Below are 26,268 nucleotides of genomic sequence, written 5' to 3' on the forward strand. Positions count from 1 at the left end.
GCTCGGCGGCGGCAGCGATCCGCCGCTCCAGCGCGGCGAGCTCGTCGGCGCGGGAGGCGACGGTCGCCGCCTCGGGAGTCAGCGACTCCTCCTCGGCGGCGAGGACGTCGAGCCGGACCGGCAGCTCCTTCAGCTCTGCGTCGAGCCGCTCGAGCGAGGCGAGTGCCTTCGCACGAGCGCGTTCGGCCCGCTCCACGGCCTTCTCGCGTCGGGGATCCGGCGCTCCTCGCCGAGGGCCTCCGCCAGTGCTCCCAGCCGGCGCCCGAGAACCTCCGACCACTCGGCGGCGTCCGCCCGATCGGCGGGCTCCGGGAGCACGGCGACGAACAGCTCGGCTGCACGGTCGCGCTCGACGGCCGCGCCCTCGGCCGCGGTCCGGGCCGCCGCCGCCGACCGGAGCACCGGGAGCACTCCGTCGGCTCGACGCGCGAGCTCGACGCGCTCGCGCTGGGCGACGACGAGGGACTCGGGCGACCGCCAGCTCCTCGCTCTCGCGCAGCGCTCGGGAGCGGCGGTCCTGGGCTCGACGGAGGAGCGACGCGGCGTCGAGGGCCGCCCGCGCCTCGATCTGCGCGTCGTCGGCCCGCTCGACCTCCGCTCGCGCCTCGAGGAGCGCCGGCTCGAGGGAGGTGACGAGGCCCGCGAACCACGCAGCGTCGACGGCCTCGGCCTCCTCCGTGCCACCGAGGCGGCGAGCCTCGTCGGCGAGGGCGGCGACGGCGGCCCGCTCCTCCTCCAGCGACGCGGCGCTCTCCTGGCGCTGGTCGAGGAGCCGTCGGCGCAGCAGCTCGTAGCGCTCGGTCGCGAAGAGGGTGCGCAGCAGCCTCTGCCGCTCATCGTTCTTCGCGAGCAGGAACTCGTGGAACCGGTTCTGGGCCAGCAGGATCACCTGCAGGAACTGGTCCTTCGTCAGGCCGACGAGGCGGCCGATCTCGACCCCCGTCTCCTTCGCGCTCGACGAGACGCCGCTCCAGGCGCCGCCGACGCACTCGAGGAGCGAGACCTTGGCCGCCTGCCGCGTCGTGCCGCCCCCGCGCTTGGCCGGGCGCTCGTACTCGGGGGAGCGGCGGATCCGGAAGAGCCGTCCGGCCGCCTCGAAGTCGAGCTCGGCGAAGGTCTCGTCCTCGGGCGCGCTGTGATCGCTCCGGAGCCGTGCCGAGGTGCTGTCGAAGCGCGGGACGGAGCCGTAGAGGGCGAAGGTGATCGCATCGAGGATCGTCGACTTCCCCGCCCCGGTCCGGCCGGCGATGAGGTAGATGCCGACGTCCTCGAGACGGTCGAAGTCGATCTCCTGCGGGTCGCGGAACGGGCCGAGCCCGGCGAAGGCGAGGCGCCGGATCCTCACCGCAGAGCCTCGGCGTCGACCGCGGCGAGAGCGTCGAGGACGATCTCGCGCTCGGCGTCCGAAGCGCCCTCGCCCCGGACGTGCGCGAGGAAGTCGTCGACGATCTCGACGTCGCTGCGCCCGCGGATCCGCTCGGCGTAGGCGGTCGGCTCGACGGCGGACGCGGTCGGCGGCCGGTGCTCGAGGGCGACGCAGCCCGGGAACCGCGACTGCAGCCGGGCCATCGCGTCCAGGGGCCGCACCTCGTCGGTCAGCACGGCCGAGACCCAGTCGGGCTCCTTCCCGGCGAGCGAGGGATCGGCCAGCAGCTCGTCGAGCCGCCCCTCGATCACGCTGAGGCGGCGGGGGACCGGCAGCGGCGACCAGCGCACCTCCTCGAGCCCCTCGGCGCCGAGCTCGACGAGCCAGCCGCCCCGGGGCTTCGCGGCCTCGCCGAAGGAGTAGTGCAGGGGCGCACCGGAGTAGCGGACGTTCGGAAGCAGCTCGGCCCGGCCGTGGATGTGGCCGAGCGCTGCGTAGTCGGCGTTGGCGAAGTGGTCGACCGAGACGTAGTCGATGCCCCCGGCGGTGATGTCGCGCTCGACGGTGCCCGCGGGAGCTCCGACCGCGAAGCAGTGCGAGAGGACGACCCAGCGGCGGCCCGCGGCCTCGGCGGACGCGCGGATGCGGCGCATCGCGAACGCGAGCACGTCCTCGTGGCGGCGCAGCGCCTCCTCCGGGTGCCGGTGGCGGTAGAGGGCCGGCTCGAGGTAGGGGATGCCGTAGACGCCGACCTCACCGTGCTCGTCGCGGAGGACGACCGGCTCGGCGTACGCCTCGGGATCGGTGAGGACGTGCACTCCCGAGGTGCGCAGCAGGCCCGCCTGGAAGCCGAGGCGCGCGGGGGAGTCGTGGTTGCCGCTGGTCAGGACGACCTCGGCGCCCGCCCCGCGGATCTGCTCGAGCGTGCGGGTCAGCAGGGCGTAGTGCTCGCCCGCCGGCACCGCGGAGTCGAAGACGTCGCCCGCGACGAGCACCGCGTCGACGGCCTCCTCGCGCACGGTGGTCACCAGCGCCTCGAGGACGAGGCGCAGCGCGGGCACGCTCGAGTGCCCGTGGAAGGTGCGGCCGATGTGCCAGTCGGAGGTGTGGAGCAGCTTCACCGACGTCGTCCCTCCTGGCGTGCGGGGTGGCCCCCGATGACTCGCTCCAGGCTACTGAGAGCCTCCGACACCGGCCGACCGCCCGGCCGCGCGCGGGAGCATCGGCCTCGGACACCCGCTGTTCACCGGGAGGTGCACAATGGGTCGTCGGCGAAGGCGAGAGGAGTCGATCGTGAAGCTTCCCCGCGTCCCCTCCCTCGGGCTCGGCTCGCGCACGCGCGCCGCCGCCGAGGACACCGCCCCGATCGAGCGGCTCCGGCCCGTCGAGGCGCCGCAGCGCACGAGCACCGTCGACAACGCCATCTACCAGGACGGCCGGCGCATCGTCTCGCCCGGCAGCATCCCGGAGGCGCTCGCCGCCCTGCAGAAGCTCCCGGACGCGATGGCGTGGATCGGCCTGTACCGCCCGACGCAGTCCGAGCTCGCGGCGCTCGAGGACGAGTTCTCGATGCACCCGCTCGCCATCGAGGACGCGATCAGCGCGCATCAGCGCCCCAAGCTCGAGCGCTACGGCAGCGACATGTTCGTGGTGCTGCGCGCGGCGAGCTACGCCGATCAGCGCGAGGAGGTCGACTTCGGCGAGCTGCACCTGTTCGTCGGTCCGAACTTCGTCGTCACCGTCCGCCACTCCGAGAAGCCCGATCTCTCGCTGGTGCGGCGCCGGATGGAGGCCGACCCCGAGCTGCTGCGGAAGGGCCCCGTCGCGGTCCTCTACGCGATCCTCGACGCGGTCGTCGACCAGTACTCGCCCGTCGTCGCGGGGCTCGAGAACGACATCGACGAGATCGAGGCCCAGGTCTTCGAGGGGGACCCCGCGGTGTCGCGGCGCATCTACGAGCTGAGCCAGGAGGTCCTCGACTTCCAGCGCGCGACGCGCCCGCTGACGGGCATGCTCGGCCGCCTCGTCACCGACTTCGAGGTCTTCCGCGAGGACGTCGAGCTCCGGCGCTACCTGCGCGACGTCGCCGACCACGTCGCCGTGGTCGACGAGCGCGTGGAGGGCTTCCGCACGACCCTGCGCGAGATCCTCGCCGTCAACGCGACCCTCGTCGCGCAGCGGCAGAACGAGGACATGAAGCGCCTCGCCGAGGCGGGCAACCAGCAGAACGACGAGGTCAAGCGCATCTCGGCCTGGGCTGCGATCTTCTTCGCGCCGACCATGATCTCGAGCGTCTACGGCATGAACTTCGACGTCATGCCCGAACTGCACGTGGCCTGGGGCTACCCCGCCGCGCTGGGCCTGATGGTCGCCTCGAGCGTGGTGCTGCACGGGCTGTTCAAGCGCTGGGGCTGGCTCTAGCCGACTCCCCGGCGCCCGGCGTCAGTCCTCGGTCCCGGGTTCGGCGACCTTCTCGCCGTCGGCACCGGAGGCGTCGCCGTCGGTGTGCAGATCGGTGTCGCCCGGGATGCTGAAGTCGCTCAGCGGGTCGAGGGGCTCGTCGGCGGGCGTCCGGTCGGGGGTGCTGTCGTGGCTGCTCATACCTGAACCCTACGAGCGTCCGACGAGCCGCTGCACGGCCGTCACCGGGATCGACAGCCACTCGGGCCGGTTGCGGGCCTCGTAGATCGCCTCGTAGACCGCCTTGTCGAGCTCGAACGCGTCGAGGACGGCGCGGTGCGCCTCGACGGCGCCGCCCGCCCGCTCGGCGTAGCCCTCGAGGAACGCTGCCCGGCTCGCCGCGGCCCACTCGGCACGGCTGGATCCGGGCGAGGACTGCTCGTGCGCTCCGGCGGCGTAGTCGAAGGAGCGCAGCATGCCGGCGACGTCGCGCAGCGCCACGTCGGGCATCCGCCGCTCGTTCATCGGCCGAAGCGGCTCGCCCTCGAAGTCGAGCAGGACCCAGCCGCGGCCGGGGACGAGCAGGACCTGGCCCAGGTGGTAGTCGCCGTGGATGCGCTGCAGCAGCGGCCACGGAGTGCTCGCCGCGGCGCGGAAGACGGCGTCGATCGCCTCGGAGTCCTCGGCGATCACCGGGACCTCGGACGAGGCGATGCGGAGGCGGCGGCGCATGGTCGCGACGATGCGCTCGACGACCTCGGGGGTCGCCTCCTGGGTCTCGAGCACGTCGGCGAGAGTGGCGTGCACCTCGCGGTCGCCAGGCCCAGCGCTCGCGCGGGGCCGGTGAAGTCGGAGTCGGCGGCGACCGCCTCGAGGGCGACCCGCCACGCGTCCTGCACGCCGGGGAGGAACTCCTGCGCGAAGGCGAGGTGCCCGAAGGCCCGGCCGGTCGGCTCGCCCTCGTCGTCCCACTCGCCCGTGACGTTGCCGATCACCGGCGGCACGAGAGCGCTGCCGGCGGCGTTGAGCGCCGACTGCACGGTCACGTCGGGGTTGTCGCCGTGGTGCAGGGCGCGGAAGACCTTCACGATCACGGGGGTCCCGGTCGAGCCGTCCTCGGCCGTGGTCGACACGATGATCGAGGTGTTCGACTGCTCGCCGCTGAGGACCTTCGACGAGGCGAAGGCGCCGATCACGGCACCGGGCTGCCGGTGGCCCTCGGCACGGGCTCCGCCCTCGGCCCCGTCGGAGTCGGAGCGGCCGCCGTCGGCGATCATCGCCAGCAGCGCCCGCGCGAAGAACGGGTCGCGCGGTGCGTCGTAGACCCACCGCTCGCCGTCGGAGTAGACGAGCGCGTCCTCGAGACCGGCGACCGGGGCGGGGTGGACCGTCACGGGCACCTGGTACAGCACGGGGCTCGTCCCCGCCGTGTCGATGACGAGGTGGTCGACCACCTCACCGCCGTCGGGGTGCAGCGTCCACGCGCCGCGCACCTCGAGCTCGGGGCGCCGCCCCTTGCTCGCGTACCACCTCTGATCCGCCACCCATGCGGCGATCCGGTCGATCGACAGGCCTGCGCTCATGCTCTTCCCCTTCGTCGGCACCCCGAACCCTACGCGTCGCGGACGACGCCAGGCTGGGGCTTGCGGCAGGGCGCTGCGATCCGGAGCCGCCGGCCCCGATCAGGACCGGGAGCTCGCGTCCGCCGTCAGGACAGCCCGAGCACGTCGAGCGTCCACGCGTACTCGAACGCCACCTCGCGCCAGCGCTCGTACCGCCCGCTCACGCCGCCGTGACCCGCCGTCATCTCGATCTTGAGCAGCGCGGGAGCGCCGGCCTCGCGCAGCCGCGCCACCCACTTCGCCGGCTCCACGTAGAGCACGCGCGTGTCGTTGAGGCTGGTCGTGGCCAGGATCCGCGGGTACCGCACGCCCTCCCGCACGTTCTCGTACGGCGAGTACGACTTCATGTAGGCGTAGACCTCGGCGTCGTGCAGCGGGTCGCCCCACTCGTCCCACTCGATGACCGTCAGCGGCAGCGACGGATCGAGGATCGACGTCAGCGCGTCGACGAACGGCACCTGCGCGAGGACGCCCGCGAACAGCTCCGGAGCGAGGTTCGCGACCGCGCCGACCAGCAGACCGCCGGCCGAGCCGCCCTGGGCGACGAGTCGCTCCGGAGTGGTGACGCCGGACTCGACGAGATGCCGGGCCGAGTCGACGAAATCGGTGAAGGTGGCCTTCTTGGAGAGGGTCTTGCCGTTCTCGTACCAGGAGCGGCCCATCTCGCCGCCGCCGCGGACGTGGGCGATCGCGAAGACGACTCCGCGGTCGAGCAGCGAGAGCCGGGGGATCGAGAAGCCGGGGTCGATGCTCGCCTCGTAGGAGCCGTAGCCGTACAGGATCAGCGGCGCAGGGGCCGTGTCGGGGTCGGCGGCGTCGCGGCGCCAGACCAGCGAGAGCGGGATCCGCGTGCCGTCCTCGGCCGTCGCCCACTCCCGGCGCTGCACGTAGCGCTCGGGGTCGTAGTCGCCGAGCACCGGCTGCTGCTTGAGCACGGTGCGCTCGCCGGTCGCGAAGTCGAGCGAGAGCACCGTCGAGGGAGTGACGAACGAGGTGTAGGCGAGGCGGAGGGACGTCTGCTCCCACTCCGGGTTGCCGGCGAGCCCCGCGTCGTAGAGCGGCTCGTCGAAGACGACCTCGTCGAGTGTGGCCGCACCTGCGCCCTCGCGCAGGAGCCCCAGCCTGGTCGCTCCCTCCGACCGGTACGAGACGACGACGTGGCCCGCGAAGGCGTCGACGCCCTCGATCCGGCGGCCCGGCAGGTGCGGGACGACGATGCGGCGCTGCGCGGCTCGCTCGGCGGCGTCGAGGGAGAGGTCCGCCGGCTCCTCGACGATCTCGAAGTCGAGCGCGTCGTCGTTGTGCACGATCAGGAGGCGGTCGCGCCCGTCCAGGACGGCGTGCTCGACCTCGTACTCCACTCCCTCGCGCCGCGGCCAGACGGAGCGGAACTCCCCGGTCGGGTCCTGGGCGTCGAGCAGGAGGCACTCGCTGGTGATCTTGCTGCCGATCTCGATCACGAGGAAGCGGCGGCTGCGGGTGAGGCCGACGCCGATCCAGTAGCGCTCGTCGGGCTCGGAGAAGACGACGGTGTCGGCGGAGGAGTCGGTGCCGACCTCGTGCCGCCAGACCGTGTCGGGCCGCCAGGACTCGTCCACGGTCGGGTAGAAGACGTGGCGCGCGTCGGCGCCGAAGGTCGCTCCGCCGCCCGTGCCCTCGACGACGTCGGAGAGGTCCTCGCCGGTCGAGAGGTCGCGGATGCGGAGGGTGTAGCGCTCGTCGCCCTCCACGTCGGTGCCGAAGAGCAGGTAGCGGCCGTCGGCGCTGATGTCGAAGCTGCCGAGCGAGAAGAAGTCGTGCCCCTCCGCTTCGGCGTTGCCGTCGAGGACGACCTGCTCGCCGGGGAGCTCGCCGCCCTCGCCGAGGGAGGGCGGGGTCCAGTCGTCCGGTCCGCTGATCGGCGCCCGGCAGTGCACGGCGTACTGGCGCCCCTCGAACGAGCGCGAGAAGTACCACCAGCCGCCCTCGCGCACGGGGACCGAGAGGTCGGTCTCCTTCGTCCGCGAGCGGATCTCCTCGAACAGGCGCTCGCGCAGCGGTGCCAGGGGCTCGAGCACGGCGTCGGTGTAGGCGTTCTCGGCCTCGAGGTGCGCGAGGACCTCGGTGTACTCCTTGCGCCGCAGCCACTCGTAGTGATCGAGGACCGTGTCGCCGTGATGACGGCGCTCCAGGGGGATGCGGCGGGCGACGGGCGGGACGGGCGCAGTCATCCCCTCAGCCTAGGCCGGAGCGGCTCCTCGGCGCCCCCGGGTGCGCGGCACCGCTCCGCCGTGCGCAGAATGGACCATGCCGAGCGCGAAGAAGACGAAGAAGCCCGCTCCGACCGCGCAGCGCGCCTCGCACACGCAGACGGAGGTCGAGCGCAAGTACGACGTCGGCGCCGACACCGCGCTGCCCGATCTCGTGGGCGCCGGGGCGGTGGCCGCGATCGAGCGCGAGACCCCTGTCGCGCTCCGCGCCGAGTACTTCGACACGTCCGGGCGAGCCCTCTCCCGAGGCCGCATCACGCTGCGGCGTCGGGCAGGAGGGGCGGACGAGGGCTGGCATGTGAAGCTGCCGGGCTCGGCGGGGCGCACCGAGATCCACGCGCCGCTGACCGAGTCGAGTGCGGTGCCCACGGTCATCCGCTCGGCGGTGCTCGGCCACGTGGGCCGCTCGCGGCTCGAGCCGCTGGCCCTCCTCGAGACCCGGCGCGGCATCACCCGGGTGCTCGACTCGTCGGGTCGCCAGCTGGCCGAGGTCGCCGACGACCTCGTGGTCGCTGTCGACGCCCGCACGGGAGTCGAGCGGCGGTGGCGCGAGTGGGAGGTCGAGCTCGTCGACGCGTCCGGTCCCGAGGGGGAGGCCGTGCTCGATGCGATCCAGGAGCGCCTGCTGGCGGGCGGTGCCCGGCCGGCGGAGAGCGCCTCGAAGCTCGCCCGCGCCACCGGCGGACCGATCGACGACCGACGACCCGCCCCGCGCGACGGGGGAGAGGCGGCGCTCGCCGCGATCGCCGCACTGCTGCGCGAGCTCCGCGCGGTCGACCCCTTCGTCCGACTCGAGAGCGAGAACGCCCTGCACCGGATGCGGACGCTCAGCCGACGGCTGCGCAGCGTCCTGGCCGCCTCCCGCTCCGTGCTCGACCGCACCGCGACCGACCCGATCCGGGACGAGCTGCGGTGGCTCGGCTCGGTGCTCGGCGCGGCACGCGACGAGGAGGTGCTCGGGGCGAGGCTCCGGAGCGACCTCGACGAGGCCGCCGAGCAGCTCCCGGCGGCCGCGGTGCCGCCCGGCACGATCCTCGAGGAGGTCGAGCGGAGGCACGGCGTCGCGGTGCGCCGCGTCGCACGGACCCTGCGCGGCGGCCGCTACCTCGATCTGCTGGCCTCGCTGGACGAGCTCCTGGGCGATCCGCCCCGGCTCGCGAAGGCCGCCTCGAGCCCGAAGAAGCTCGTGAAGCGCTCGCTCAAGAAGGAGCTCGACCGACTCGGGACGGCGCGGGGCGGGACGGACCGCCACGAGGTCCGCAAGGCGGCCAAGCGGCTGCGCTACGTCGTCGAGGCCTGGCGGGCCGTCGTCCCGTCGGCGGTCGGGTCGGCGCCCCACCGCCTCGGCAGCGCGGCCGAGGACATCGCGGACGCTCTCGGGGAGCAGCGCGACGCCCTCGCTGCACGTCGTGCACTGGGCGAGCACGCGGCGCGGGCGACCCGTCTCGGAGAGCCCGCCGCCGCCCTCGGCGTCGCCTTCGCCGAGGAGGGGCACCGTGCCCGTGCCGCGGGACGGTCGGCCGACGAGGCGTTCGCGCGATTCGACGCCCTGTCAAGGTGAACCGGCGGTAACGCGCGGCGGATAATGTGAATCATGCCTTCCGTCCGCGCTCTCCCGTCACCGCTCCTGCGTCCCCGCCATTTCGACCGCGACGACGTGGTCGTCCATGCCGGTCTGTTCTCGCTGGTGAACTCGAGTACGACGCCCAAGGCAGCGTGGACCCAGGACCTGATCGCGATCGGCGAGGTCCTCGACGAGGCCGAGTTCCCCTACCGGCTGATCCGCGGCACCGACGGCTCGCCGTTCCTCGCCGTCGACCGCTCGCTCGGCACCGAGCTGGCCACCCTGCTCTCCCGCGCCTTCGCGACCGAGCCCTTCTACGTGAAGACCCTCGACAAGCGGGGGACCCCGCCGCACCTGATCGCCGAGGGCATGATCGCGCCGTATCCGCGCGCCCACGTCTTCTCGCTCTTCCGCCCCCGCGTCTCCTCGACCGGATCGCTCCGCTACGGCGCCCGCAGCGGCGTGCGCCTGGAGTTGTGGAAGGTGGGCGAGGAGGAGATCATCACCCCCGCCGAGAACGCCCTCATGCGCAACAGCCTGCCCGTCGCCGAGGCGATCGACGCCCACGTCGAGGCCTACGGCCGCACGTGGCCGACCTTCGAGGGCATGTTCGAGCCGCTCGTCAGCGACATCCGCTTCGACGTCGACATCGTCTTCTCGTGGGTCGACGGCACCGATCTCGAGTTCCAGCGCGCCCGGGCGGCCCGCATGGCCAGCTACGTCGTGGGCGAGGGCGACGACGCCCCGGCGCGGTTCCGCCAGATCGACGAACTGAAGTACGCCCTGCGCAGCGTCTACATGTACGCGCCGTGGATCCGGCACATCTACATCGTCACCGACTCGCCGCGCCCCCGCTGGCTCGACGAGCACCCCGACGTGACCCTCGTGCGCAGCGAGGACCACTTCCGCGACCAGTCGGTCCTGCCCACGCACAACTCGCACGCCGTCGAGAGCCAGCTGCACCGCATCCCCGGTCTCGCCGAGCACTTCCTCTACTCCAACGACGACATGTTCTTCGGGCGCCCGGTCGATCCGTCGATCTTCTTCTCGCCCGGAGGCATCACGAAGTTCATCGAGGCCACGACGCGCATCGGCATGGGCGATTCGAACTCCTCGCGGAGCGGTTTCGAGAACGCCGCGCGCGTCAACCGGCGCCTCCTGCGCGAGCGGTTCGGAGCGATGACCACCCGTCACCTCGAGCACGCCGCGACTCCGCTGCGCAAGAGCGTCATGAGCGAGCTCGAGACCGAGTTCGAGCCCGAGTTCACCGCGACCGCCGCGAGCCGCTTCCGCTCGGCGAGCGATGTGTCCGTGACCAACTCGCTGTACCACTACTACGCGCTGATGACCGGCCGGGCGGTCGTGCAGGAGAACGCGAAGGTCAAGTACGTCGACACGACGATGCACCAGGGCCTGAAGGACATGAAGAAGCTGCTGAAGAACCGAGGCGTCGACTTCTTCTGCCTCAACGACGGCAGCTTCCCCGAGATCTCGGCGGAGGCGCGCACCAAGGCCGTCATCGGGTTCCTCGAGGAGTACTACCCGATCGCCGCTCCGTGGGAGCGCGAGGACTGATCGTGCTCTGGACCGTCGGAGGCGCGGTCGTCGGACTGTTGCTCGGGATCGCCAGCTCGCTCGTGTTCCCGGGCATCGGAGTGGGTGCCGGCGTGGGCGTCGGGCTCGCGCTGGGCGCCGCGCTGGCCTTCGCCGGTCACCTGTTCGCCCGCGACCGGGCGCGGGGGCGCTCGGAGCGCTGAGGACGGGCACGGCTCGTCCCGCGGGGTTGCTCGGCGACGGCGTTCCCTTCGAGGATGTGGCTGAGATCAGCGGCGTCACTCGGCTGCTCCGGATCGGATCGCCGCTGCCCGGTGCGCGATCACCGTGATCGTGGCCCGGTCACTCCGCGCTGTCACACCCTCCGCTCGCATCCACGACGGAACCGGGTTCGGCTGCTTCGCTGTGCTCGCAGTGACGATCGAGTGCGATCCGTCGGTCTGCGGCCCGTCCGGCCTCTCCGTGGAGCACAGGGTCGGCACACCTCGACATCGTCGAGGTGACGAGCTCGCCGATGCGCCGGGACGCCCGTCTCCCTTCGCTGCTACTGATCCATCCTTCCCGTGGAGGCTGCCGCTGCTGGGAAGGCTCGATGAGGCATCCGTCGCGTCGGCGGAGGAGCGGCTCGACCCGGACGACGCCCTGAGGCGGTCGGGTGGCTTCCCGGGGACCGTCCCGACGGTGTGTTCGTCGGCGTGCACGTGGCATCCGCCGGACTCGGCTCGTCGCGACCCGCTGGACGGTCGCGAACGATGCCGGTGCGCTCCTCCCGCTCGTGCTCGAGAAGCGCGTCACCGTCCTTCCTCAGAACGGAGGTGGATCGTCGTCGACCGGCAGTCTCCCGGCATCTGTGATCGGGAAGGGCTGCGGCGGTGGCTCCGGCGCGGTCGTGTGGTGTCGTCCGGTGGGGCTGGTCCAGTCGAGGACGCCGCCGGGTCGGTGTCGGACCTGCCAGGTGGTGGTGTGGCGGAGTCGGTGGTGGTGCCGGCAGAGGTGGGCGAGGTTGTCGGCGTCGGTGCGTCCTTGGTGCTGCCATTCGGTGCCGTGGTCGATGTCGCTGTCGCGGGCGGATCGGGTGCAGCCGGGGAACCGGCAGGTGGCGTCGCGGGTGGCGAGGGCGCGGCGGAGGTCGGCGGGGACACGGTAGGTGGTCCGCCCGACGGAGAGGACTGCCCCGGTCTGGGGATGGGTCAGGATCCGGGTGAAAGAGGGCGCATCGGCGGCCAGGCGCCGGGCCGTCGCCGGGTCGATGGGGCCGTAGCCGTCGAGGACGCCCGGTTCGTCGGAGCGTCCGAGGAGGGTCAGGACGGGAACGGTCACGGAGACGCGGGGGCGCGTCCCGCGCGGGATCGCCGTCGCCGGCGAACCATCGGGGCCCGGTAGGGTCTCGCCGTCGAGGAGGAGTGCGGTGGTGATGTCGGCGCGCAGCTGTCCGAGGGTGCGCTCCTCGTCGGGGAGGTCTTTGAGGCTGCGGGCGGCTCGGTCGATGCGGTCGAACGCCCCGTGCGCCTCCGGAGCGGGGAGGTGCAGGTGGAAGGTGGCCATGCCGTCGAGGTCGCCGTCGAGCCAGACGCCGCGGCGTGCGGCGCAGCGCTGGTGCCGGTCGGTGAGCGACTCCGGGTGGAGACGTTCGCGCAGCGACCTGAGCCGGCGCCGCAGCTGCGGAGGAGTGCACTCCCGGGCGAGGGCCGCTGCGGCGTCGTCGAAGCGGCTGCGCACCTCGACCGGCAGCTCGAGCGCGGCCCTGATGATCACGCGGGTGTGCTCGGGTGCGATCGCGGCCTCGCGCAGAGCCGTCAGCGTGTCCGGCAGTTCGTTGACGAGCATCCGGCTCTCCTCCACGAGGACACCCGCCAGGGATTCGGACACCCGCATGCCGGTCGCGAGCTCCGCGACCAGCGCGCGCATCGCCGCCTCCTCGCGTTCCACGTGCACCTGCACGCTCGGATCGACGAGCGCATCCGGGAGCGTCATCGCCGTGCGGCGGGCGAGCTCGATCAGCTCCGCCCGCTCGGCTTCGGCTCGCGCGCGGAACGCGTCGACGGCGCACGCGGCTCCGACAGCGGCCACGAGGGCGTCGTCGAAGCACTCGCGCACGCTCGGACCGCCGCCCGCGGGCCTCGCCTCGACATCCAGAAGAACCATGCGAAGAGGACACCAACGACCACCGACACCACCGGCATGATCGCGCCATCCAGAGGCGGAACGCGCCAGGAGCGGTCCGGAGGCCGACCCGTTGGGGGACGCGGATCTCGATACGCCCGCTGCGCGGGCTACTCGATCAGCAGAGGAGGGTGTCCGGACGCGATCCGGGCTACTCGATCAGCAGAGGAGGGTGTCCGGACGCGATCCGGGCTACTCGATCGGTGAAGAGCGAGCGACGAACGGGCGAGGTGCTCGATCGCCGAAGACATCCGCGAGGAGGGCGTCCGACGAGCCGCGCGCTAGCCGCGCGCTAGCCGCGCGCTAGCCGCGCGCTAGCCGCGCGCTAGGCGCTGACGCCGACGCGCTCCTCGAGCGGCGGGTAGAGCGCCTCGTCGCGCGTGACCGGCGCCGCGGTGGCCGGAGCGATCTCGACGCCGGCGGCCGCGAGGATCCGCTCGGTCTCGTTCGCCGAGACGTACGAGACCTCGGTCGAGGTGCCGATCGGCACGACCGAGTGCAGCACCGTGCCGTCGTAGACGTGGATGAGGTTGAAGGCCTGGGCGCCGTTCCGCGCGCGGGTGCCGCCGACCGGGACGTTGAGGTCCTGGGTGTAGCAGGTGGCCGAGGCGACCGAGACGGGGATCCCCGCGAAGGTGGCCGTGGAGGAGTAGTGGAGGTGGCCCGCGATGATGCTGCGGACGTCGGACCCCTCGAGGACCTCGGCCAGGGCCGGCTGGTCGCGCAGCTCCACGAGCACGGAGAGGTCGAGCACGGACGGCACCGGCGGGTGGTGCAGGGCCAGGATCGTGCCGTGCGGGGCGGGGCTCGCGAGCTCCTCGGCGAGCCAGTCGAGCTGCGCGTCCGAGATCTCGCCGTAGTGGGCGCCGGGCACGGTCGAGTCGAGCGCGATGATCCGCAGCCCGTTCACGTCGTGCACGCGGTCGACGGGCTGCGTGGTGGGGAGCTGGTCGAGCAGCCCCGAGCGGAACGCGCCGCGGTCGTCGTGGTTGCCCATCACCCAGATCACCTCGGCGCCGAGGCGGGCGGCGGCGGGCTCCACGACGGCGCGCAGCTTGGCGTACGCCTCCGGCTCGCCCTTGTCGGCGAGGTCGCCGGTGATGACGATCGCCTCGGGGCGCCCGCCCGACTCTTCGAGCTCGTCGAAGAGTCGACGGAGCTGCGCCTCGCTGTCGACGTCGGAGCCGTAGAGGCCCCCGTCGCCCGCGATGAAGTGCGTGTCGCTGAGATGAAGGATGAAGTGGTTGGGCCGCGGGTACTCGGCCTGACGGACAGTCATGATCCTCGGGTTTCACGATCGGCGGGAGCTGAACCGGTTGTTCCAGCATCGACACTAGCGAAGGTACGACGCGGGATCCAGGACTGCACCCGCTGACGCCAGTCCATCATCGCGGGGTGAACGAGGGGCCAACACGGCGCGGCGCGTCATCGAACGCTTTTCCCAGGAACCGGCGCGAACCGCAGGAACGAGGACGGCTCGTCTCAGAGCCGGTGCAGCAGCCGCTCGTAGAACACGATCGCGCGCTCGAACTGGTCGACCTCGACCGACTCGTCGGCACCGTGGATGCCGAGCTGCTGCTGCGGGCTGATCTCGAAGGGGATGAAGCGGTAGACGCCGTCGCTGACCGCGTGGAAGTGCCGGGCGTCGCTGCCGCCCGTCTGCACGTACGGCGCCACGATCGCCTCGGGGAAGACCTCGTGGATCACGGAGCGCAGCACGTCGTACGGTCCGCCGTCGCCCGGCTCGCCGGTCGAGGAGACGGGGGAGGGCTCGTGCGCCACCCGCACCTCGACCTCGACCTGCGGATCGTCGATGACGTCGCGGATCCGGGCGACCACGCCCGCGACCGTGCCGCCCGGGTTGATCCGGACGTTCGCGACGGCACTGGCACTCGAGGCGAGGACGTTCGCGCCGGTGCTGCCGCGGAGCTGGGTGACGGCGACGGTGGTGCGCAGCATCGCGGCGGAGCGGTTGGAGTGCGCGGCGAGAGCGCCGATCACCGCGTCCGGGTGCTCGTGCGGGTGGGCGTACCAGACCGCGTGCGCCGCGTCGGCGTGCGGAGCCGCCGCCTGCACGAGCTCGGCGATCGGCTCGGGCAGCGTGGACGGGAACGGGTTCTCGGTCAGCCGGTGGATGGCGCGGGCGAGCCGCTGGGTGGCGAGCAGGCCCGGGAAGGGCGGGGGAGCGGAGGCGTGGCCGCCGGCGTCGCGGCAGGTCAGCTCGAGGTTCATGATGCCGCGCTCGGTCACTCCCACGACGGCGATCGGAGTGGTGACGCCGGGCAGGATGCCGCGGCGGACGTTGCCGCCCTCGTCGAGCACGAAGCGGGGCCGCACGCCGCGGGCGGCGAGCAGGGCGACGACCGAGGGCGCGCCGTCGCCGGCGGTCTCCTCGTTGTGCGTCGAGAGGAGGTAGACGTCGCGCTCGGGACGCTCGCCGCGCAGCACCGCCGCCTCGACCGCCTCGAGCAGGGCCACGAGCGACCCCTTGTCATCGAGGGCGCCGCGGCCGATCACCGAGGTGCGCCCGTCGGGCCGCAGGACGGTGTCGGCGGCGAACGGCGAGCTCGACCAGTCCTCCGGGGTGACGCTGACGACGTCGTAGTGGGCCATCAGCACCGCGGGGTCGCCGTCGACGGTGCCGCGCCAGCGCCAGAGCAGGGAGTGGCCGGCGACGATCTCGCGCTCCAGCGCGCCGTGCAGGGCGGGGTAGAACTGCTCGAGCAGCTGCGCGAAGACCTCGAAGCGCGACCAGTCGGTCGCGGATTCGTCGGAGTGCGACACCGTGTCGACCCGCAGCAGGGCCTGGAAGCGCTCGAGCGCGGAGGTGGTCGTCACCGGGCTAGCCTACGACGGCGGTCAGCGGCCTCCGGCCCGCGCGAGAGCGGAGGTGAGCGGTGACTCCACTGCCCGAGGTGTGCGTGGTCTACGTGCTGCGCGAGAGCGACGGAGCCGTCGAGGTGCTGCTGGGCGAGAAGCGCCGGGGCCTGGGACAGGGCCGGGTGGTCGCTCCGGGAGGGAAGCTCGAGCCGGGCGAGTCGCCGGTCGAGGCCGCCGTGCGCGAGCTCGCCGAGGAGGTCGGGCTGCACGCCGAGCCGGGTGATCTCGTCGCGCACGGGGTCCTCGACTACCGCTTCCCGCACCGGCCCGCCTGGAGCCAGCGCTCGCACGTCTTCCTCTGCCGCCGCTGGCGGGGCGAGGTGACGGAGTCGGCCGAGCTCGCCGCGGAGTTCGTCCCGCTGCGCTCCGTTCCGTACGAGCGGATGTGGGACGACGCGCGCTGGTGGCTCCCGGGCGCCTGCTCCGGGGCGAGCAGGCGCGCTTCCGCTTCGAGTTCGGCGAGGACCTCGCGACCGTCCGCGCCACCGACGTCCCCGGGTTCACCTCCGCGAGCTGAGCTCAGACCTCGAGGACATCGCCGGGTTCGAGCGCGTGGTACTCGCCGCCGCCCTCCCGGGTCGCCCAGCCGAGGCGGTCGTGGCTCATGCTCCGGCCTGCGTCGGACAGCACCCCCTCGTGCGTCGCGAACGCGTGCCGCGGTGCGAGGGCCAGCACGTGGTCCATCGACTCGGCGATCCTCATCCAGGGAGCGCCGGAGGGCGCGGCCAGGATCTCCACCTCGACGCCGTCGGGCCGGGTGAAGGAGTCGCCCGCGTAGTAGAAGCGCCCGTTCACCAGCACCGCGACGTTGTCGATCACGGGGATCGAGCTGTGGATGACCGCGTGCCGCGAGCCGAAGAACCGCAGCTCGAAGGGCCCGACCTCGACGCGGTCGCCCTCCGCCACCGTCTCGATCGCGAATCCCTCCGCGGCCGCCGCGACTCCTGCCGGTCCGAAGAAGCGGATCGACGGGTTCGCCGAGCGCAGGCGCTCGAGCTGCTCGGGCGTCCAGTGGTCCGGGTGCTCGTGCGTGAGGACCACGGCCGCGGTCTCGGCGGTGCCCTCCACGGGGCGGGTGAATCCGCCGGGATCGATCACGAGGCGGGATCCCGCCTCCTCGACGAGGACGGCGGCGTGCTCGAGCTTGGTCAGTCGCATGGCTCCGAGCTAACCGCCCTCGTCGCCCGGTCGCAAGGCGGCGCCGTCAGGCTCGGCGGGCGGCGAGGGCGCCGGCGAACGCGGCGGCGGAGGAGGGCGAGCTGTCGATCCGCCAGTCCACCTCCTTGTCGTGGTGGAACCACACGAGGCCGACGACGTCCGGCTGGACGTTCAGGTACCCGACAAGGTCGCTGATCCACGCCGCCTTCGAGCCGCCGGCCTCGGCGGACGCCGTCTCGCCGATCAGGATCGGGTGCCCGGGGGCCAGCGACCGCACCTGGTCCAGCCCCGCGGCGAAGAGCGCACCGGCGGAGGTCCAGGAGCTCCAGGTCGTCGCCGTGCCCCAGTTGTAGCCGTCGAGCGCGAGGACGTCGACGGAGGCGGAACCGGGGTAGAGCGTGTCGAGCGGGACCGATCCCGAGTAGGGCACGTTCGGGCTCCACACCCACTGCACGTTCGTCGCGCCCTGCGCCTGGAAGATCGCGTGCACGTGGTTCCAGGCGGCCGCGTAGGAGCCCGGAGCGTTCCCGTTCACGCCGTCCGACCAGGGGTACCAGTCGCCGTTCATCTCGTGCGCGTAGCGGAGCAGGACGGGCGAGCCCCACGCGGCGAGGTCCTGCGCCCAGCTCGTGAGGTAGGCGTCGTGGTCGCCGGCGAGGATGCGCGCGGAGGAGTAGGCGGGCTGGTCGACGCCGCCGCCCCACCGCCAGGGCTCCCAGGTGATCAGGCTGGTGGCACCGCGAGCGGCGACGCTGCGCAGATCGGCGAGCGGAGCCGGCTGCCCGAAGTCCTGGTACGAGACGACGATCGACGGGCTCTCGCCCGCGAGCACCGCGACGGCGTCCAGCTCGGCGTTCGCCGAGGCCCCACCGGGGGTCGTGACTCCGAAGCGCAGCCGCGCGCTGCTGATGACGGGTGCCGCAGGAGGCGCGGTGACGGTGAAGACGGCCGTCGCCGAGGCGGTGCCGGCGCGGGCCGTGACCGTGGCGGGTCCCGCCGGCGCGGTCGGGATCGCGATCGGCGCCTGGAACACTCCGGAGCCGTTGGTCGTGATCCGGACGGAGGCGCCGAGCACGGTCAGGGATCCTGTCGTCTTCTTGGGGTAGGCCGTGCCGGTCACGACGACGGTCGTCCCTGCGGGACCGGACGCGGGGGAGAGGGTGATCGACGGCGGAGTCGGCGCCGCGGCCGCCGCGGGGGCGACCAGCAGTGCGGAGAGGGCCACTCCGAGTGCGGCGATCGTGGTGAGGAGTCGGGCTCGGGAGTGCGGGCGGATCGGCATCGGACGGCTCCTCGGGGGCGGTGCTCCCGCCGATCGGCGGGGTGGGGGACTCCGAGCGTAGAAGCCGGGAGCCCTCCGGTCCGCGCCCCGGAGGGGGGCTGTCCCCGCTGAGGATCGCACCGGTCGCGCGGGCGCGCGGTCGGCCGCCCGCTCGATTTGCGTCGATGCGGATCCGTGTGCAACACTCTTCGAGTTGCAAAAACGCGGCCCCATCGTTTAGCGGCCTAGGACGTCGCCCTCTCACGGCGGTAACGCGGGTTCAAATCCCGCTGGGGTCACCACGGCAACACCAGAAGAACCCCCGGCTCAGGCCGGGGGTTCTTCTGCGTTAACAGTGAGTCCTTGAGGGCCGACGGCCCGGATCCGCCCGCGCTCGAGAGCCCCGGCCGGCCACGGAACCCGGCCGACCCCCCTCCCACGGCGCGCGCCGACGGTAGGATCGCATCCGCGAAGGGGAGCGAACCGGCCTTCCCGCCCCCTCCGATCACGCCGCACCGCGCGCGCCGGGCGGGGCGAGCGCCGGACTCCACCCGCGTGGTCCGCCCGCGGATCCGCTCCGCCGCATCCCCTCACTCCCGAAAGGCCCCCATGCTCGATCTGCCCGTCTGGTTCGTCGTCGGCTCCTTCATCGGCCTGACGCTGATCCTTGCCGCCGACCTGCTGATCGTCTACAAGCGGCCGCACGTGCCGAGCCTGAAGGAGTCGAGCCTCTGGGTCGCCTTCTACGTCAGCCTCGCGCTGGTCTTCGCGCTGCTGATGCTGATCCTGGGCGACGGCGAGCACGCGGGCCAGTTCCTGGCGGGCTGGCTGACCGAGTACAGCCTCTCGATCGACAACCTCTTCGTGTTCGTCATCATCATGGGCCGCTTCGCGGTGCCGCCGAAGTACCAGCAGGAGGTGCTGATGGTGGGCATCATCATCGCGCTGATCCTGCGCGGCATCTTCATCCTGCTGGGTGCGCAGCTGATCGAGAGCTTCAGCTGGATCTTCTACCTCTTCGGCGCGTTCCTCGTCTACACGGCCTACAACCAGGCGTTCGGCAAGGAGGACGAGGACGAGGGCACGGACAACCTGCTCATCCGCCTGCTCCGCCGTCGCGTCAACATCTCGGACAGCTTCGACGGCTCCAAGATCCGCACCGTGATCGACGGCAAGAAGTTCTTCACCCCGATGCTGATCGTGTTCCTGGCGATCGGATCCACGGACCTCCTGTTCGCGCTCGACTCGATCCCGGCGATCTTCGGCATCACGCAGAGCCCGTTCATCGTCTTCACCGCGAACATCTTCGCCCTGATGGGCCTGCGCCAGCTCTACTTCCTGCTGGGCGGACTGATCGACAAGCTCGAGTACCTCAAGTACGGCATCGCGTTCATCCTCGCCTTCATCGGCGTGAAGCTCGTCCTGCACGCCCTCCACGAGAACGAGCTGCCCTTCATCAACGGCGGTGAGCACGTCGACGTCTGGGACATCGACACCTGGACATCCCTCGCCGTCATCCTCCTCAGCATGACGGTCGCCACGGTCGCGAGCCTCATCAAGATGCGCCGCGAGCACGACCACATCGAGGTGCACGACGGGCACCCCGAGGTCGTGCACGACGCCGACGAGGCGCGCCCCTCCGACGAGCGGTGACGGCCGGATGAACTCCGTTGACGTCGAGCTGCCGCAGGGCGTGCTCCACCTGAGCGTCTCCAGCAGCACCGATGTGGGGAACGTGCGTCGCGTCAACGAGGACGCCCTGCTGGCCGACGAGCTCCTCCTGGCCGTCGCGGACGGCATGGGCGGTCACGCGCGGGGCGACCTCGCCAGCGCCACCGCCGTCGACGCCCTGCGGGCGAACGCCACCGCGGCCATCGGGCCGGTGGACGCCGTGTTCGACCTCGTCGAGGCCGCGAACGCCGCGGTGCGCGGGCTCGACGTCGGAGGAGCGCTGTGCGGGACGACCCTCACCGGTCTCACCCTCGTGAAGCCGGAGGGGGCGGGGCCCGCGCGGTGGGCGCTGTTCAACGTCGGCGACTCGCGTGCGTACCGGTGGGACGGCTCCGGCCTCGAGCAGCTGACCGTGGACCACTCCGCGGTGCAGGAGCTCGTGTCGGCGGGCCTGCTCACCCGGGAGCTCGCGGAGACGCATCCTGACCGCAACATCGTCACCCGTGCGCTCGGCGCCGACGACGAGGTCGAGACGGACGTCTGGACCCTGCCGATCGTGCCGCGCTCGAGCTACCTGCTCTGCTCGGACGGCCTGACGAAGGAGCTGCCGGACGCCGAGATCGCCGAGCTGTTCGCCCGGCGCGACACGGGTGCGATCGGCGGCGCCGACCTCGCAGCGGCCCTCGTCCGCGCCGCGATCGAGGCCGGCGGGCGCGACAACGTGACCGTCGTCGTGGTCGACGCGGTCCTCGAGCAGCGGGGCTGAGCCGGCCGGATCGCCTCCCGCCCGATCGACCGGGAGCGGCTCGTGGCGTCCCCGGGAGCAGTGCCGTCGCGGTGCTAGTCTCTGGGGGTGCTGACCGGCCGGCTCCTCCTTCTCCGCCGCGACGAGACCTCGATCTGACAGGCCTCCCTCGTCGCGGTGTCTCCCGTGGGCTGACCACCATTCCTGAGGAAGAGAACCCCGTCATGAACGACAGCTCCACCGAGTCCGGGACCGCCCGACCGCGCACCCTCGCCGAGAAGGTCTGGGACGACCACCTCGTCGCCAAGGGCGAGGACGGGACGCCGGACCTCATCTACATCGATCTGCACCTCGTCCACGAGGTCACCAGCCCGCAGGCCTTCGACGGACTGCGCCTGGCCGGCCGTCCCGTGCGGCGTCCCGATCTGACGATCGCGACCGAGGACCACAACACCCCGACCCTCGCCATCGACAAGCCCATCGCCGATCTGACGAGCCGCACCCAGATCCACACCCTGCGCCGCAACGCCGAGGAGTTCGGCGTCCGCCTGCACTCGCTGGGCGACATCGAGCAGGGCATCGTGCACGTGGTCGGTCCGCAGCTCGGGCTGACGATGCCCGGCATCACCGTCGTCTGCGGCGACTCGCACACCTCGACGCACGGCGCGTTCGGGGCGATGGCCTTCGGCATCGGCACCAGCGAGGTCGAGCACGTCATGGCCACGCAGACCCTGCCGCTGAAGCCGTTCAAGACGATGGCGATCACGGTCGAGGGCGAGCTGAAGGAGGGGGTGACGGCGAAGGACATCATCCTGGCCGTCATCGCGAAGATCGGCACCGGAGGCGGTCAGGGCTACGTGCTCGAGTACCGCGGCTCCGCCATCCGCGCGCTCTCGATGGAGGGCCGGATGACGATCTGCAACATGTCGATCGAGGCAGGCGCCCGCGCGGGCATGGTCGCCCCCGACGAGACGACCTTCGCCTACCTGAAGGGCCGTCCCCACGCCCCCTCGGGTCAGGACTGGGACGACGCGGTCGCCTACTGGCGCACCCTGCCCAGCGACGAGGGCGCCTCCTACGACGCCGAGGTCGTGCTGGACGCGACGCGCTCGAGCCCTTCGTGACCTGGGGCACGAATCCCGGCCAGGGAGTGTCGCTGTCGCAGTCCGTCCCCGACCCGGAGGCCATCGCCGACCCGAACGAGCGCTCGAACGCGCGCCGCGCTCTGGAGTACATGGACCTCGAGGCCGGCACCCCGATGAAGGAGATCCCGGTCGACGCGGTCTTCATGGGCTCCTGCACCAACTCCCGCATCGAGGACCTGCGCGCCTTCGCCTCCGTCATCAAGGGCCGGACCAAGGCGCCGGGCGTGCGCGTCATGGTGGTGCCCGGCTCCGCCCGCGTGCGGATCGAGGCCGAGGCCGAGGGCCTGGACCGCGTCTTCACCGACTTCGGCGCGGAGTGGCGCTTCGCCGGCTGCTCGATGTGCCTGGGCATGAACCCGGATCAGCTCGCCCCGGGGGAGCGCTGCGCCTCCACGTCGAACCGCAACTTCGAGGGACGCCAGGGCAAGGGCGGACGCACGCACCTCGTGTCCCCGCTCGTCGCCGCGGCGACCGCCGTGCGCGGCACGCTCTCCAGCCCGTCCGATCTGGAGCCCGCTCGAGAACTGGTGGAGGCCTGATCATGGACAAGTTCGAGACCGTCACCGGCATCGCGGCGCCTCTGAAGCGCAGCAACGTCGACACCGACCAGATCATCCCGGCGGTGTTCCTCAAGCGCGTCACCAAGACCGGCTTCGAGGACGCGCTCTTCCACGGCTGGCGGCAGGAGGAGGACTTCGTCCTCAACCGGCCGGCGTTCCAGGGCGCGCAGATCCTCGTCGCGGGACCCGACTTCGGCACCGGCTCGAGCCGCGAGCACGCGGTCTGGGCGCTGCGCGACTTCGGCTTCCGCGTCATCCTGTCCTCCCGCTTCGGCGACATCTTCCGGGGCAACTCCGGCAAGCAGGGACTGCTCGCCGCGGCGGTCGCCGAGGAGGCGATCGAGCGCCTCTGGGAGCTCATCGACGCGCAGCCGGGAATAGAACTGACCGTCGATCTGGTTGCGCGTACGGTCACCGCCGGTGGCGAGTCCTTCCCCTTCGAGGTCGACGACTACACTCGTTGGCGCCTGATCGAGGGGTTGGACGACATCGGTCTGACTCTGCGCGACGAAGCGCGCATCTCCGAATTCGAGACCCGCCGCGAGAGCTGGCGGCCCAAGACATTGCCGGTGAAATAGCGTGAACACACTTCTTCAGGATGCGAAGGCCCTCCAGGACGCCAAGGCGTCCGGGGCGCGGGTGGGGATGATGACCGAGCGGATCACGATCAACGGCGGCCGTCCGCTGAAGGGGCGCATCGAGCTCAAGGGCGCGAAGAACCTCGTCACCAAGGCGATGGTCGCGGCGCTGCTCGGCGAGACCGCCTCGACGCTGCGCGACGTCCCGGACATCAGCGACGTCCGCGTCGTGAAGGGCCTCCTCGAGGTGCACGGAGTGAAGGTGCAGCAGGGCCCGGAGGTGGGCGAGCTGATCCTCGACCCCTCGAACGTCGAGTCGGCGCACTTCGCCGACATCGACGCGCACGCCGGCTCCAGCCGCATCCCGATCCTCTTCTGCGGTCCGCTCCTGCACCGCCTGGGCGAGGCGTTCATCCCCGACCTCGGCGGCTGCCGCATCGGCGACCGCCCGATCGACTACCACCTCGAGGTGCTGCGCAACTTCGGCGCCATCGTCGAGAAGCTGCCGTCCGGCATCCGGATGTCGGCCCCCGAGGGCCTGCACGGCGCCAAGGTCGCCCTGCCCTACCCGAGCGTCGGCGCCACCGAGCAGGTGCTGCTGACGGCGGTGCGCGCCTCGGGCATCACCGAGCTGTCGGGCGCGGCCATCGAGCCCGAGATCATGGATCTCATCAACATCCTGCAGAAGATGGGCGCCATCATCTCGGTCGACACCGACCGCGTGATCCGCATCGAGGGCGTCGACCGCCTCGAGGGCTACACCCACCGCGCGCTCTTCGACCGCAACGAGGCCGCCTCCTGGGCCGCCGCGGCCCTCGCGACCGACGGCGACATCTTCGTCGGCGGCGCACGCCAGCAGGAGATGACGACCTTCCTCAACGTCTTCCGCAAGGTCGGCGGCGCGTTCGAGATCGCCGAGGACGGCATCCGCTTCTACCACCCCGGCGGCGAGCTGAAGCCCGTCATCATCGAGACCGACGTGCACCCCGGCTTCATGACCGACTGGCAGCAGCCGCTCGTCGTGGCGCTGACCAAGGCCAAGGGCGTGTCGATCGTGCACGAGACCGTCTACGAGCAGCGCTTCGGCTTCGTCGACGCCCTGGTCGAGATGGGTGCGACCATCCAGATCCACCGCGAGTGCCTCGGCGGGCAGGCCTGCCGCTTCGGGCAGCGCAACTTCATGCACTCCGCTGTCGTCTCGGGGCCCTCGAAGCTGCACGGCGCCGACATCGTGGTGCCGGATCTGCGCGGCGGCTTCTCGCACCTGATCGCGGCGCTCTCGGCCGAGGGCACCTCGACCGTCTCGAACGTCGCATCATCAGCCGGGGCTACGAGAACTTCCTCACCAAGCTCGAGCTGCTCGGAGCCGACTTCTCGCTCGACGCGTAGTCGCACCGCCCCGTCAGACCCTCCGGAGGAGCCCGCATCGTCGGGCTCCTCCGTCGTTCCCGGGGTCTTGCCGAGCCCCGCGTCCTGGGCGTACGGTGTGCGCATTCTCAGGCGGAGGGGTCCGTCGGAGCCGCCGCCGACGAGGAGCGCTGATGGACGATCCGGCCGTCTCGACCGAAGGGCTGGTCAAGGCCTTCGGCGCGACCCGAGCGATCGACGGCGTCGATCTCGAGATCCCGCGCGGCGGCGTCCACGGCTTCCTCGGCCCGAACGGGGCAGGCAAGACGACGACCATCCGCGTCCTCGCGACACTCCTGCGGCCGGACGCCGGGCGGGCCCTGGTCCTGGGGCACGACGTCGTCACCGAGGCGAAGGAGGTGCGGCGGAAGGTCAGCCTCACGGGCCAGTTCGCCTCGGTCGACGAGGACCTCACCGGCCGCGAGAACCTCCGACTGATCGGCCGGCTCTTCGGGTACACCGGCTCGCGCGCATCGCGGCGGGCCGACGACCTGCTCGACGCGTTCCACCTCGGCGAGGCGGCCGACCGCCAGGTGAAGAAGTTCTCGGGCGGGATGCGGCGCCGGATCGACATCGCGGCGAGCATCGTGGTGACCCCCGAGCTGCTGTTCCTCGACGAGCCGACGACCGGACTCGATCCGCGCAGCCGCAACGAGGTGTGGGACATCGTCCGGGCGATGGTGGCGAGCGGCACGACGGTGCTCCTCACGACGCAGTACCTCGACGAGGCCGACCGGCTCGCCGACCGCATCAGCGTCATCGACACCGGCCGGGTGATCGCCGAGGGCACACCGGGGGAGCTGAAGGCGTCGGTCGGCTCCGGGTCCCTCCACGTCCGCGTGCTGGATCCCGCGTCCCGAGCCGAGGCGCGGCGCCTGCTCGAGGCGGTGCTCGGAGTCGAGGTGCGGGAGGAGGGCGATCCGGCGGCCCTCGCGGCGCGCGTGGACGGCTCCGCCCGCGACGTCACCCGCGCCCTGACCGCGCTGGAGGGCGCGGGCATCGAGCTCGCCCAGTTCTCGCTCGGCCAGCCCTCCCTCGACGAGGTGTTCCTCGCGCTGACCGGCAGGCCGCAGGCCGCGACAGAGGAGGGGGCCGCCGCATGAGTCTCGACACCGCCCGCGAGACTGCACCGGATCGCGACGCGCTCCTCGCCGTCCTCGTGCAGGGGGAGCGGCCGACTCCGCCCGGGCCCCTCTCCACGTCCCTCACCTTCGGCTGGCGCGCGCTGCTCAAGATCAAGCACGTGCCCGAGCAGCTGTTCGACGTGACGGTGTTCCCGATCATGTTCACGCTGCTCTTCACCTTCCTCTTCGGCGGGGCGCTGGCGGGCAGCACGGTCGACTACATCCAGTTCCTGCTGCCCGGGATCCTGGTGCAGGGCGTGATCATGATCACGATGTACACCGGCACGACGCTCCGGACCGATCTGGACCGCGGCGTCTTCGACCGCTTCCGGTCGCTGCCGATCTGGCGTCCCTCCGCCCTGGTCGGGATGCTGCTGGGCGACGCGGTGCGGTTCACCATCTCGGCCGTGATCACCGTCTGCCTCGGCCTCGTGCTGGGCTTCCGGCCGGGCGGAGGAGTGGTCGGCGTCGTGCTCGGGGTGCTCCTGCTGCTGGTGTTCGCGTTCGCGCTCGGCTGGATCTGGACGTTCCTCAGCCTGGTGCTGCGCACCTCCGGATCGGTGATGGGGGTGAGCATGCTCGTGATCACGCCGATCACCTTCGGCAGCAACATCTTCGTCGACCCCGCCACGATGCCCGGCTGGCTGCAGTCGTTCGTGGAGGTCAATCCGGTCTCGCACCTGGTGACCGCCGTGCGGGCGCTGATGGCGGGGGCGGACCCGGGCGCGGAGCTCGTGCTGACGCTCGTGTGGGCGGCGGGGCTCGTCGCGGTCTTCGGGACGCTGACGATGTGGCGGTACCGCGACGCGCGGTAGGGGGAC

At 72.0% G+C, this 26,268-nt stretch carries 20 protein-coding genes, 1 tRNA gene and 3 pseudogenes; 13 read left to right on the plus strand and 11 right to left on the minus strand.

Annotated elements, in window-relative coordinates; translation table 11 throughout:
• Both B0T42_RS12930 and B0T42_RS12935 read right to left on the minus strand, forming a co-directional pair.
• Positions 1 to 1,345, minus strand: a 1,345-nt coding sequence (locus tag B0T42_RS12930; RefSeq protein ID WP_139344510.1) for an AAA family ATPase, incomplete at its 3' end; no start/stop codon positions are given.
• The gene (locus tag B0T42_RS12935) at positions 1,342 to 2,487 is read right to left on the minus strand and encodes an exonuclease SbcCD subunit D (RefSeq protein WP_077223507.1); all 1,146 of its coding nucleotides are present in this window, start codon (positions 2,485 to 2,487) and stop codon (positions 1,342 to 1,344) included. The genes B0T42_RS12935 and B0T42_RS12930, both read right to left, overlap by 4 nt.
• A gap of 172 nt (positions 2,488 to 2,659) precedes the next feature.
• Here B0T42_RS12935 and B0T42_RS12940 point away from each other — a divergent pair, with 172 nt between their 5' ends.
• Entirely contained in the window at positions 2,660 to 3,787 is a 1,128-nt protein-coding gene (locus tag B0T42_RS12940; protein WP_446737380.1) for a magnesium and cobalt transport protein CorA, read from the plus strand.
• A 21-nt stretch (positions 3,788 to 3,808) separates the two neighbouring features.
• Here B0T42_RS12940 and B0T42_RS20115 read toward each other — a convergent pair whose 3' ends face one another.
• The 4 genes from B0T42_RS20115 to B0T42_RS12950 all read right to left on the minus strand — a co-directional run bounded on the left by B0T42_RS20115 (position 3,809) and on the right by B0T42_RS12950 (position 7,598).
• The gene (locus tag B0T42_RS20115; RefSeq protein WP_158078128.1) at positions 3,809 to 3,967 is read right to left on the minus strand and encodes a hypothetical protein; all 159 of its coding nucleotides are present in this window, start codon (positions 3,965 to 3,967) and stop codon (positions 3,809 to 3,811) included.
• 9 nt (positions 3,968 to 3,976) lie between these two features.
• On the minus strand, positions 3,977 to 4,552 hold the full coding sequence (locus tag B0T42_RS21425) for a hypothetical protein (protein WP_236720273.1): 576 nt from the start codon (positions 4,550 to 4,552) through the stop codon (positions 3,977 to 3,979).
• Entirely contained in the window at positions 4,456 to 5,349 is an 894-nt protein-coding gene (locus B0T42_RS12945) for a maltokinase N-terminal cap-like domain-containing protein (RefSeq protein ID WP_236720274.1), read from the minus strand. The genes B0T42_RS21425 and B0T42_RS12945 overlap by 97 nt, the downstream gene beginning before the upstream one ends.
• Before the next feature lie 125 nt (positions 5,350 to 5,474).
• Positions 5,475 to 7,598 carry a S9 family peptidase gene (locus B0T42_RS12950; protein ID WP_077223509.1) on the minus strand — a complete coding sequence of 708 codons (2,124 nt, stop codon included), beginning with the start codon at positions 7,596 to 7,598 and terminating at the stop codon, positions 5,475 to 5,477.
• A 76-nt stretch (positions 7,599 to 7,674) separates the two neighbouring features.
• On the opposite strand from B0T42_RS12950, the gene B0T42_RS12955 reads away from it, so the two are divergent.
• The 3 genes from B0T42_RS12955 to B0T42_RS12965 are packed head-to-tail and all read left to right on the plus strand — an operon-like array spanning position 7,675 to position 10,958.
• The gene (locus B0T42_RS12955) at positions 7,675 to 9,198 is read left to right on the plus strand and encodes a CYTH and CHAD domain-containing protein (RefSeq protein WP_077223510.1); all 1,524 of its coding nucleotides are present in this window, start codon (positions 7,675 to 7,677) and stop codon (positions 9,196 to 9,198) included.
• A 33-nt stretch (positions 9,199 to 9,231) separates the two neighbouring features.
• On the plus strand, positions 9,232 to 10,776 hold the full coding sequence (locus B0T42_RS12960) for a stealth family protein (protein WP_077223511.1): 1,545 nt from the start codon (positions 9,232 to 9,234) through the stop codon (positions 10,774 to 10,776).
• Positions 10,777 to 10,778: 2 nt separating this feature from the next.
• On the plus strand, positions 10,779 to 10,958 hold the full coding sequence (locus B0T42_RS12965) for a hypothetical protein (RefSeq protein WP_139344511.1): 180 nt from the start codon (positions 10,779 to 10,781) through the stop codon (positions 10,956 to 10,958).
• Positions 10,959 to 11,559: 601 nt separating this feature from the next.
• Here B0T42_RS12965 and B0T42_RS12975 read toward each other — a convergent pair.
• The 3 genes from B0T42_RS12975 to B0T42_RS12985 all read right to left on the minus strand — a co-directional run bounded on the left by B0T42_RS12975 (position 11,560) and on the right by B0T42_RS12985 (position 15,756).
• On the minus strand, positions 11,560 to 12,900 hold the full coding sequence (locus tag B0T42_RS12975; protein WP_077223514.1) for an HNH endonuclease signature motif containing protein: 1,341 nt from the start codon (positions 12,898 to 12,900) through the stop codon (positions 11,560 to 11,562).
• A gap of 343 nt (positions 12,901 to 13,243) precedes the next feature.
• A complete protein-coding gene (locus B0T42_RS12980; RefSeq protein ID WP_077223515.1) occupies positions 13,244 to 14,197 on the minus strand; it encodes a phosphodiesterase in 954 nt (317 codons plus the stop codon).
• Positions 14,198 to 14,400: 203 nt separating this feature from the next.
• Positions 14,401 to 15,756, minus strand: a complete 1,356-nt coding sequence (locus B0T42_RS12985) for a M20/M25/M40 family metallo-hydrolase (protein ID WP_077223516.1) — start codon at positions 15,754 to 15,756, stop codon at positions 14,401 to 14,403.
• 122 nt (positions 15,757 to 15,878) lie between these two features.
• Between B0T42_RS12985 and B0T42_RS22745 the strand changes: the two are divergent.
• Positions 15,879 to 16,130: pseudogene (locus B0T42_RS22745) on the plus strand (NUDIX domain-containing protein); the annotation flags it as partial.
• A 187-nt stretch (positions 16,131 to 16,317) separates the two neighbouring features.
• Here the strand turns inward: B0T42_RS22745 and B0T42_RS12995 are convergent.
• Together B0T42_RS12995 and B0T42_RS13000 are read right to left on the minus strand one after the other, a co-directional pair.
• Positions 16,318 to 16,956: an MBL fold metallo-hydrolase gene (locus B0T42_RS12995; protein ID WP_077223517.1), complete on the minus strand. Its 639-nt coding sequence runs from the start codon at positions 16,954 to 16,956 to the stop codon at positions 16,318 to 16,320.
• Between the two features lie 46 nt (positions 16,957 to 17,002).
• On the minus strand, positions 17,003 to 18,238 hold the full coding sequence (locus B0T42_RS13000; protein WP_077223518.1) for a glycoside hydrolase family 26 protein: 1,236 nt from the start codon (positions 18,236 to 18,238) through the stop codon (positions 17,003 to 17,005).
• A 205-nt stretch (positions 18,239 to 18,443) separates the two neighbouring features.
• Here B0T42_RS13000 and B0T42_RS13005 point away from each other — a divergent pair.
• The 8 genes and pseudogenes from B0T42_RS13005 to B0T42_RS13040 all read left to right on the plus strand — a co-directional run bounded on the left by B0T42_RS13005 (position 18,444) and on the right by B0T42_RS13040 (position 26,262).
• A tRNA-Glu gene (locus tag B0T42_RS13005) sits at positions 18,444 to 18,519 on the plus strand.
• 307 nt (positions 18,520 to 18,826) lie between these two features.
• Positions 18,827 to 19,870 (plus strand): TerC family protein, encoded by a 1,044-nt coding sequence (locus B0T42_RS13010; protein WP_077223519.1) that lies wholly within the window; start codon positions 18,827 to 18,829, stop codon positions 19,868 to 19,870.
• A gap of 7 nt (positions 19,871 to 19,877) precedes the next feature.
• A complete protein-coding gene (locus B0T42_RS13015; protein WP_077223520.1) occupies positions 19,878 to 20,654 on the plus strand; it encodes a PP2C family protein-serine/threonine phosphatase in 777 nt (258 codons plus the stop codon).
• A 203-nt stretch (positions 20,655 to 20,857) separates the two neighbouring features.
• Positions 20,858 to 22,317, plus strand: a pseudogene (gene leuC / locus B0T42_RS13020) (3-isopropylmalate dehydratase large subunit).
• 2 nt (positions 22,318 to 22,319) lie between these two features.
• The gene (gene leuD / locus B0T42_RS13025) at positions 22,320 to 22,916 is read left to right on the plus strand and encodes a 3-isopropylmalate dehydratase small subunit (RefSeq protein ID WP_056866889.1); all 597 of its coding nucleotides are present in this window, start codon (positions 22,320 to 22,322) and stop codon (positions 22,914 to 22,916) included.
• A 70-nt stretch (positions 22,917 to 22,986) separates the two neighbouring features.
• Positions 22,987 to 24,305, plus strand: a pseudogene (murA, locus tag B0T42_RS13030) (UDP-N-acetylglucosamine 1-carboxyvinyltransferase).
• Positions 24,306 to 24,457: 152 nt separating this feature from the next.
• Entirely contained in the window at positions 24,458 to 25,426 is a 969-nt protein-coding gene (locus B0T42_RS13035; protein ID WP_077223521.1) for an ATP-binding cassette domain-containing protein, read from the plus strand.
• The gene (locus B0T42_RS13040) at positions 25,423 to 26,262 is read left to right on the plus strand and encodes an ABC transporter permease (protein WP_077223522.1); all 840 of its coding nucleotides are present in this window, start codon (positions 25,423 to 25,425) and stop codon (positions 26,260 to 26,262) included. Before B0T42_RS13035 ends, B0T42_RS13040 begins: the two co-directional genes overlap by 4 nt.
• Positions 26,263 to 26,268: the final 6 nt, after the last annotated feature.

The organism is Rathayibacter rhapontici, assembly GCF_001995175.1.
GTDB lineage: Bacteria > Actinomycetota > Actinomycetes > Actinomycetales > Microbacteriaceae > Rathayibacter.

Excerpts from the sequence above, each read along its gene's own strand:
- B0T42_RS20115 (WP_158078128.1), bottom strand. The coding sequence starts at position 3,967 with ATGAGCAGCCACGACAGCACCCCCGACCGGACGCCCGCCGACGAGCCC.
- B0T42_RS12945 (WP_236720274.1), bottom strand. The coding sequence starts at position 5,349 with ATGAGCGCAGGCCTGTCGATCGACCGGATCGCCGCATGGGTGGCGGAT.
- B0T42_RS12950 (WP_077223509.1), bottom strand. The coding sequence starts at position 7,598 with ATGACTGCGCCCGTCCCGCCCGTCGCCCGCCGCATCCCCCTGGAGCGC.
- B0T42_RS12955 (WP_077223510.1), top strand. The coding sequence starts at position 7,675 with ATGCCGAGCGCGAAGAAGACGAAGAAGCCCGCTCCGACCGCGCAGCGC.
- B0T42_RS12960 (WP_077223511.1), top strand. The coding sequence starts at position 9,232 with ATGCCTTCCGTCCGCGCTCTCCCGTCACCGCTCCTGCGTCCCCGCCAT.
- B0T42_RS12975 (WP_077223514.1), bottom strand. The coding sequence starts at position 12,900 with ATGGTTCTTCTGGATGTCGAGGCGAGGCCCGCGGGCGGCGGTCCGAGC.
- B0T42_RS12980 (WP_077223515.1), bottom strand. The coding sequence starts at position 14,197 with ATGACTGTCCGTCAGGCCGAGTACCCGCGGCCCAACCACTTCATCCTT.
- B0T42_RS12995 (WP_077223517.1), bottom strand. The coding sequence starts at position 16,956 with ATGCGACTGACCAAGCTCGAGCACGCCGCCGTCCTCGTCGAGGAGGCG.
- B0T42_RS13000 (WP_077223518.1), bottom strand. The coding sequence starts at position 18,238 with ATGCCGATCCGCCCGCACTCCCGAGCCCGACTCCTCACCACGATCGCC.
- B0T42_RS13010 (WP_077223519.1), top strand. The coding sequence starts at position 18,827 with ATGCTCGATCTGCCCGTCTGGTTCGTCGTCGGCTCCTTCATCGGCCTG.
- B0T42_RS13015 (WP_077223520.1), top strand. The coding sequence starts at position 19,878 with ATGAACTCCGTTGACGTCGAGCTGCCGCAGGGCGTGCTCCACCTGAGC.
- leuD (WP_056866889.1), top strand. The coding sequence starts at position 22,320 with ATGGACAAGTTCGAGACCGTCACCGGCATCGCGGCGCCTCTGAAGCGC.
- B0T42_RS13035 (WP_077223521.1), top strand. The coding sequence starts at position 24,458 with ATGGACGATCCGGCCGTCTCGACCGAAGGGCTGGTCAAGGCCTTCGGC.
- B0T42_RS13040 (WP_077223522.1), top strand. The coding sequence starts at position 25,423 with ATGAGTCTCGACACCGCCCGCGAGACTGCACCGGATCGCGACGCGCTC.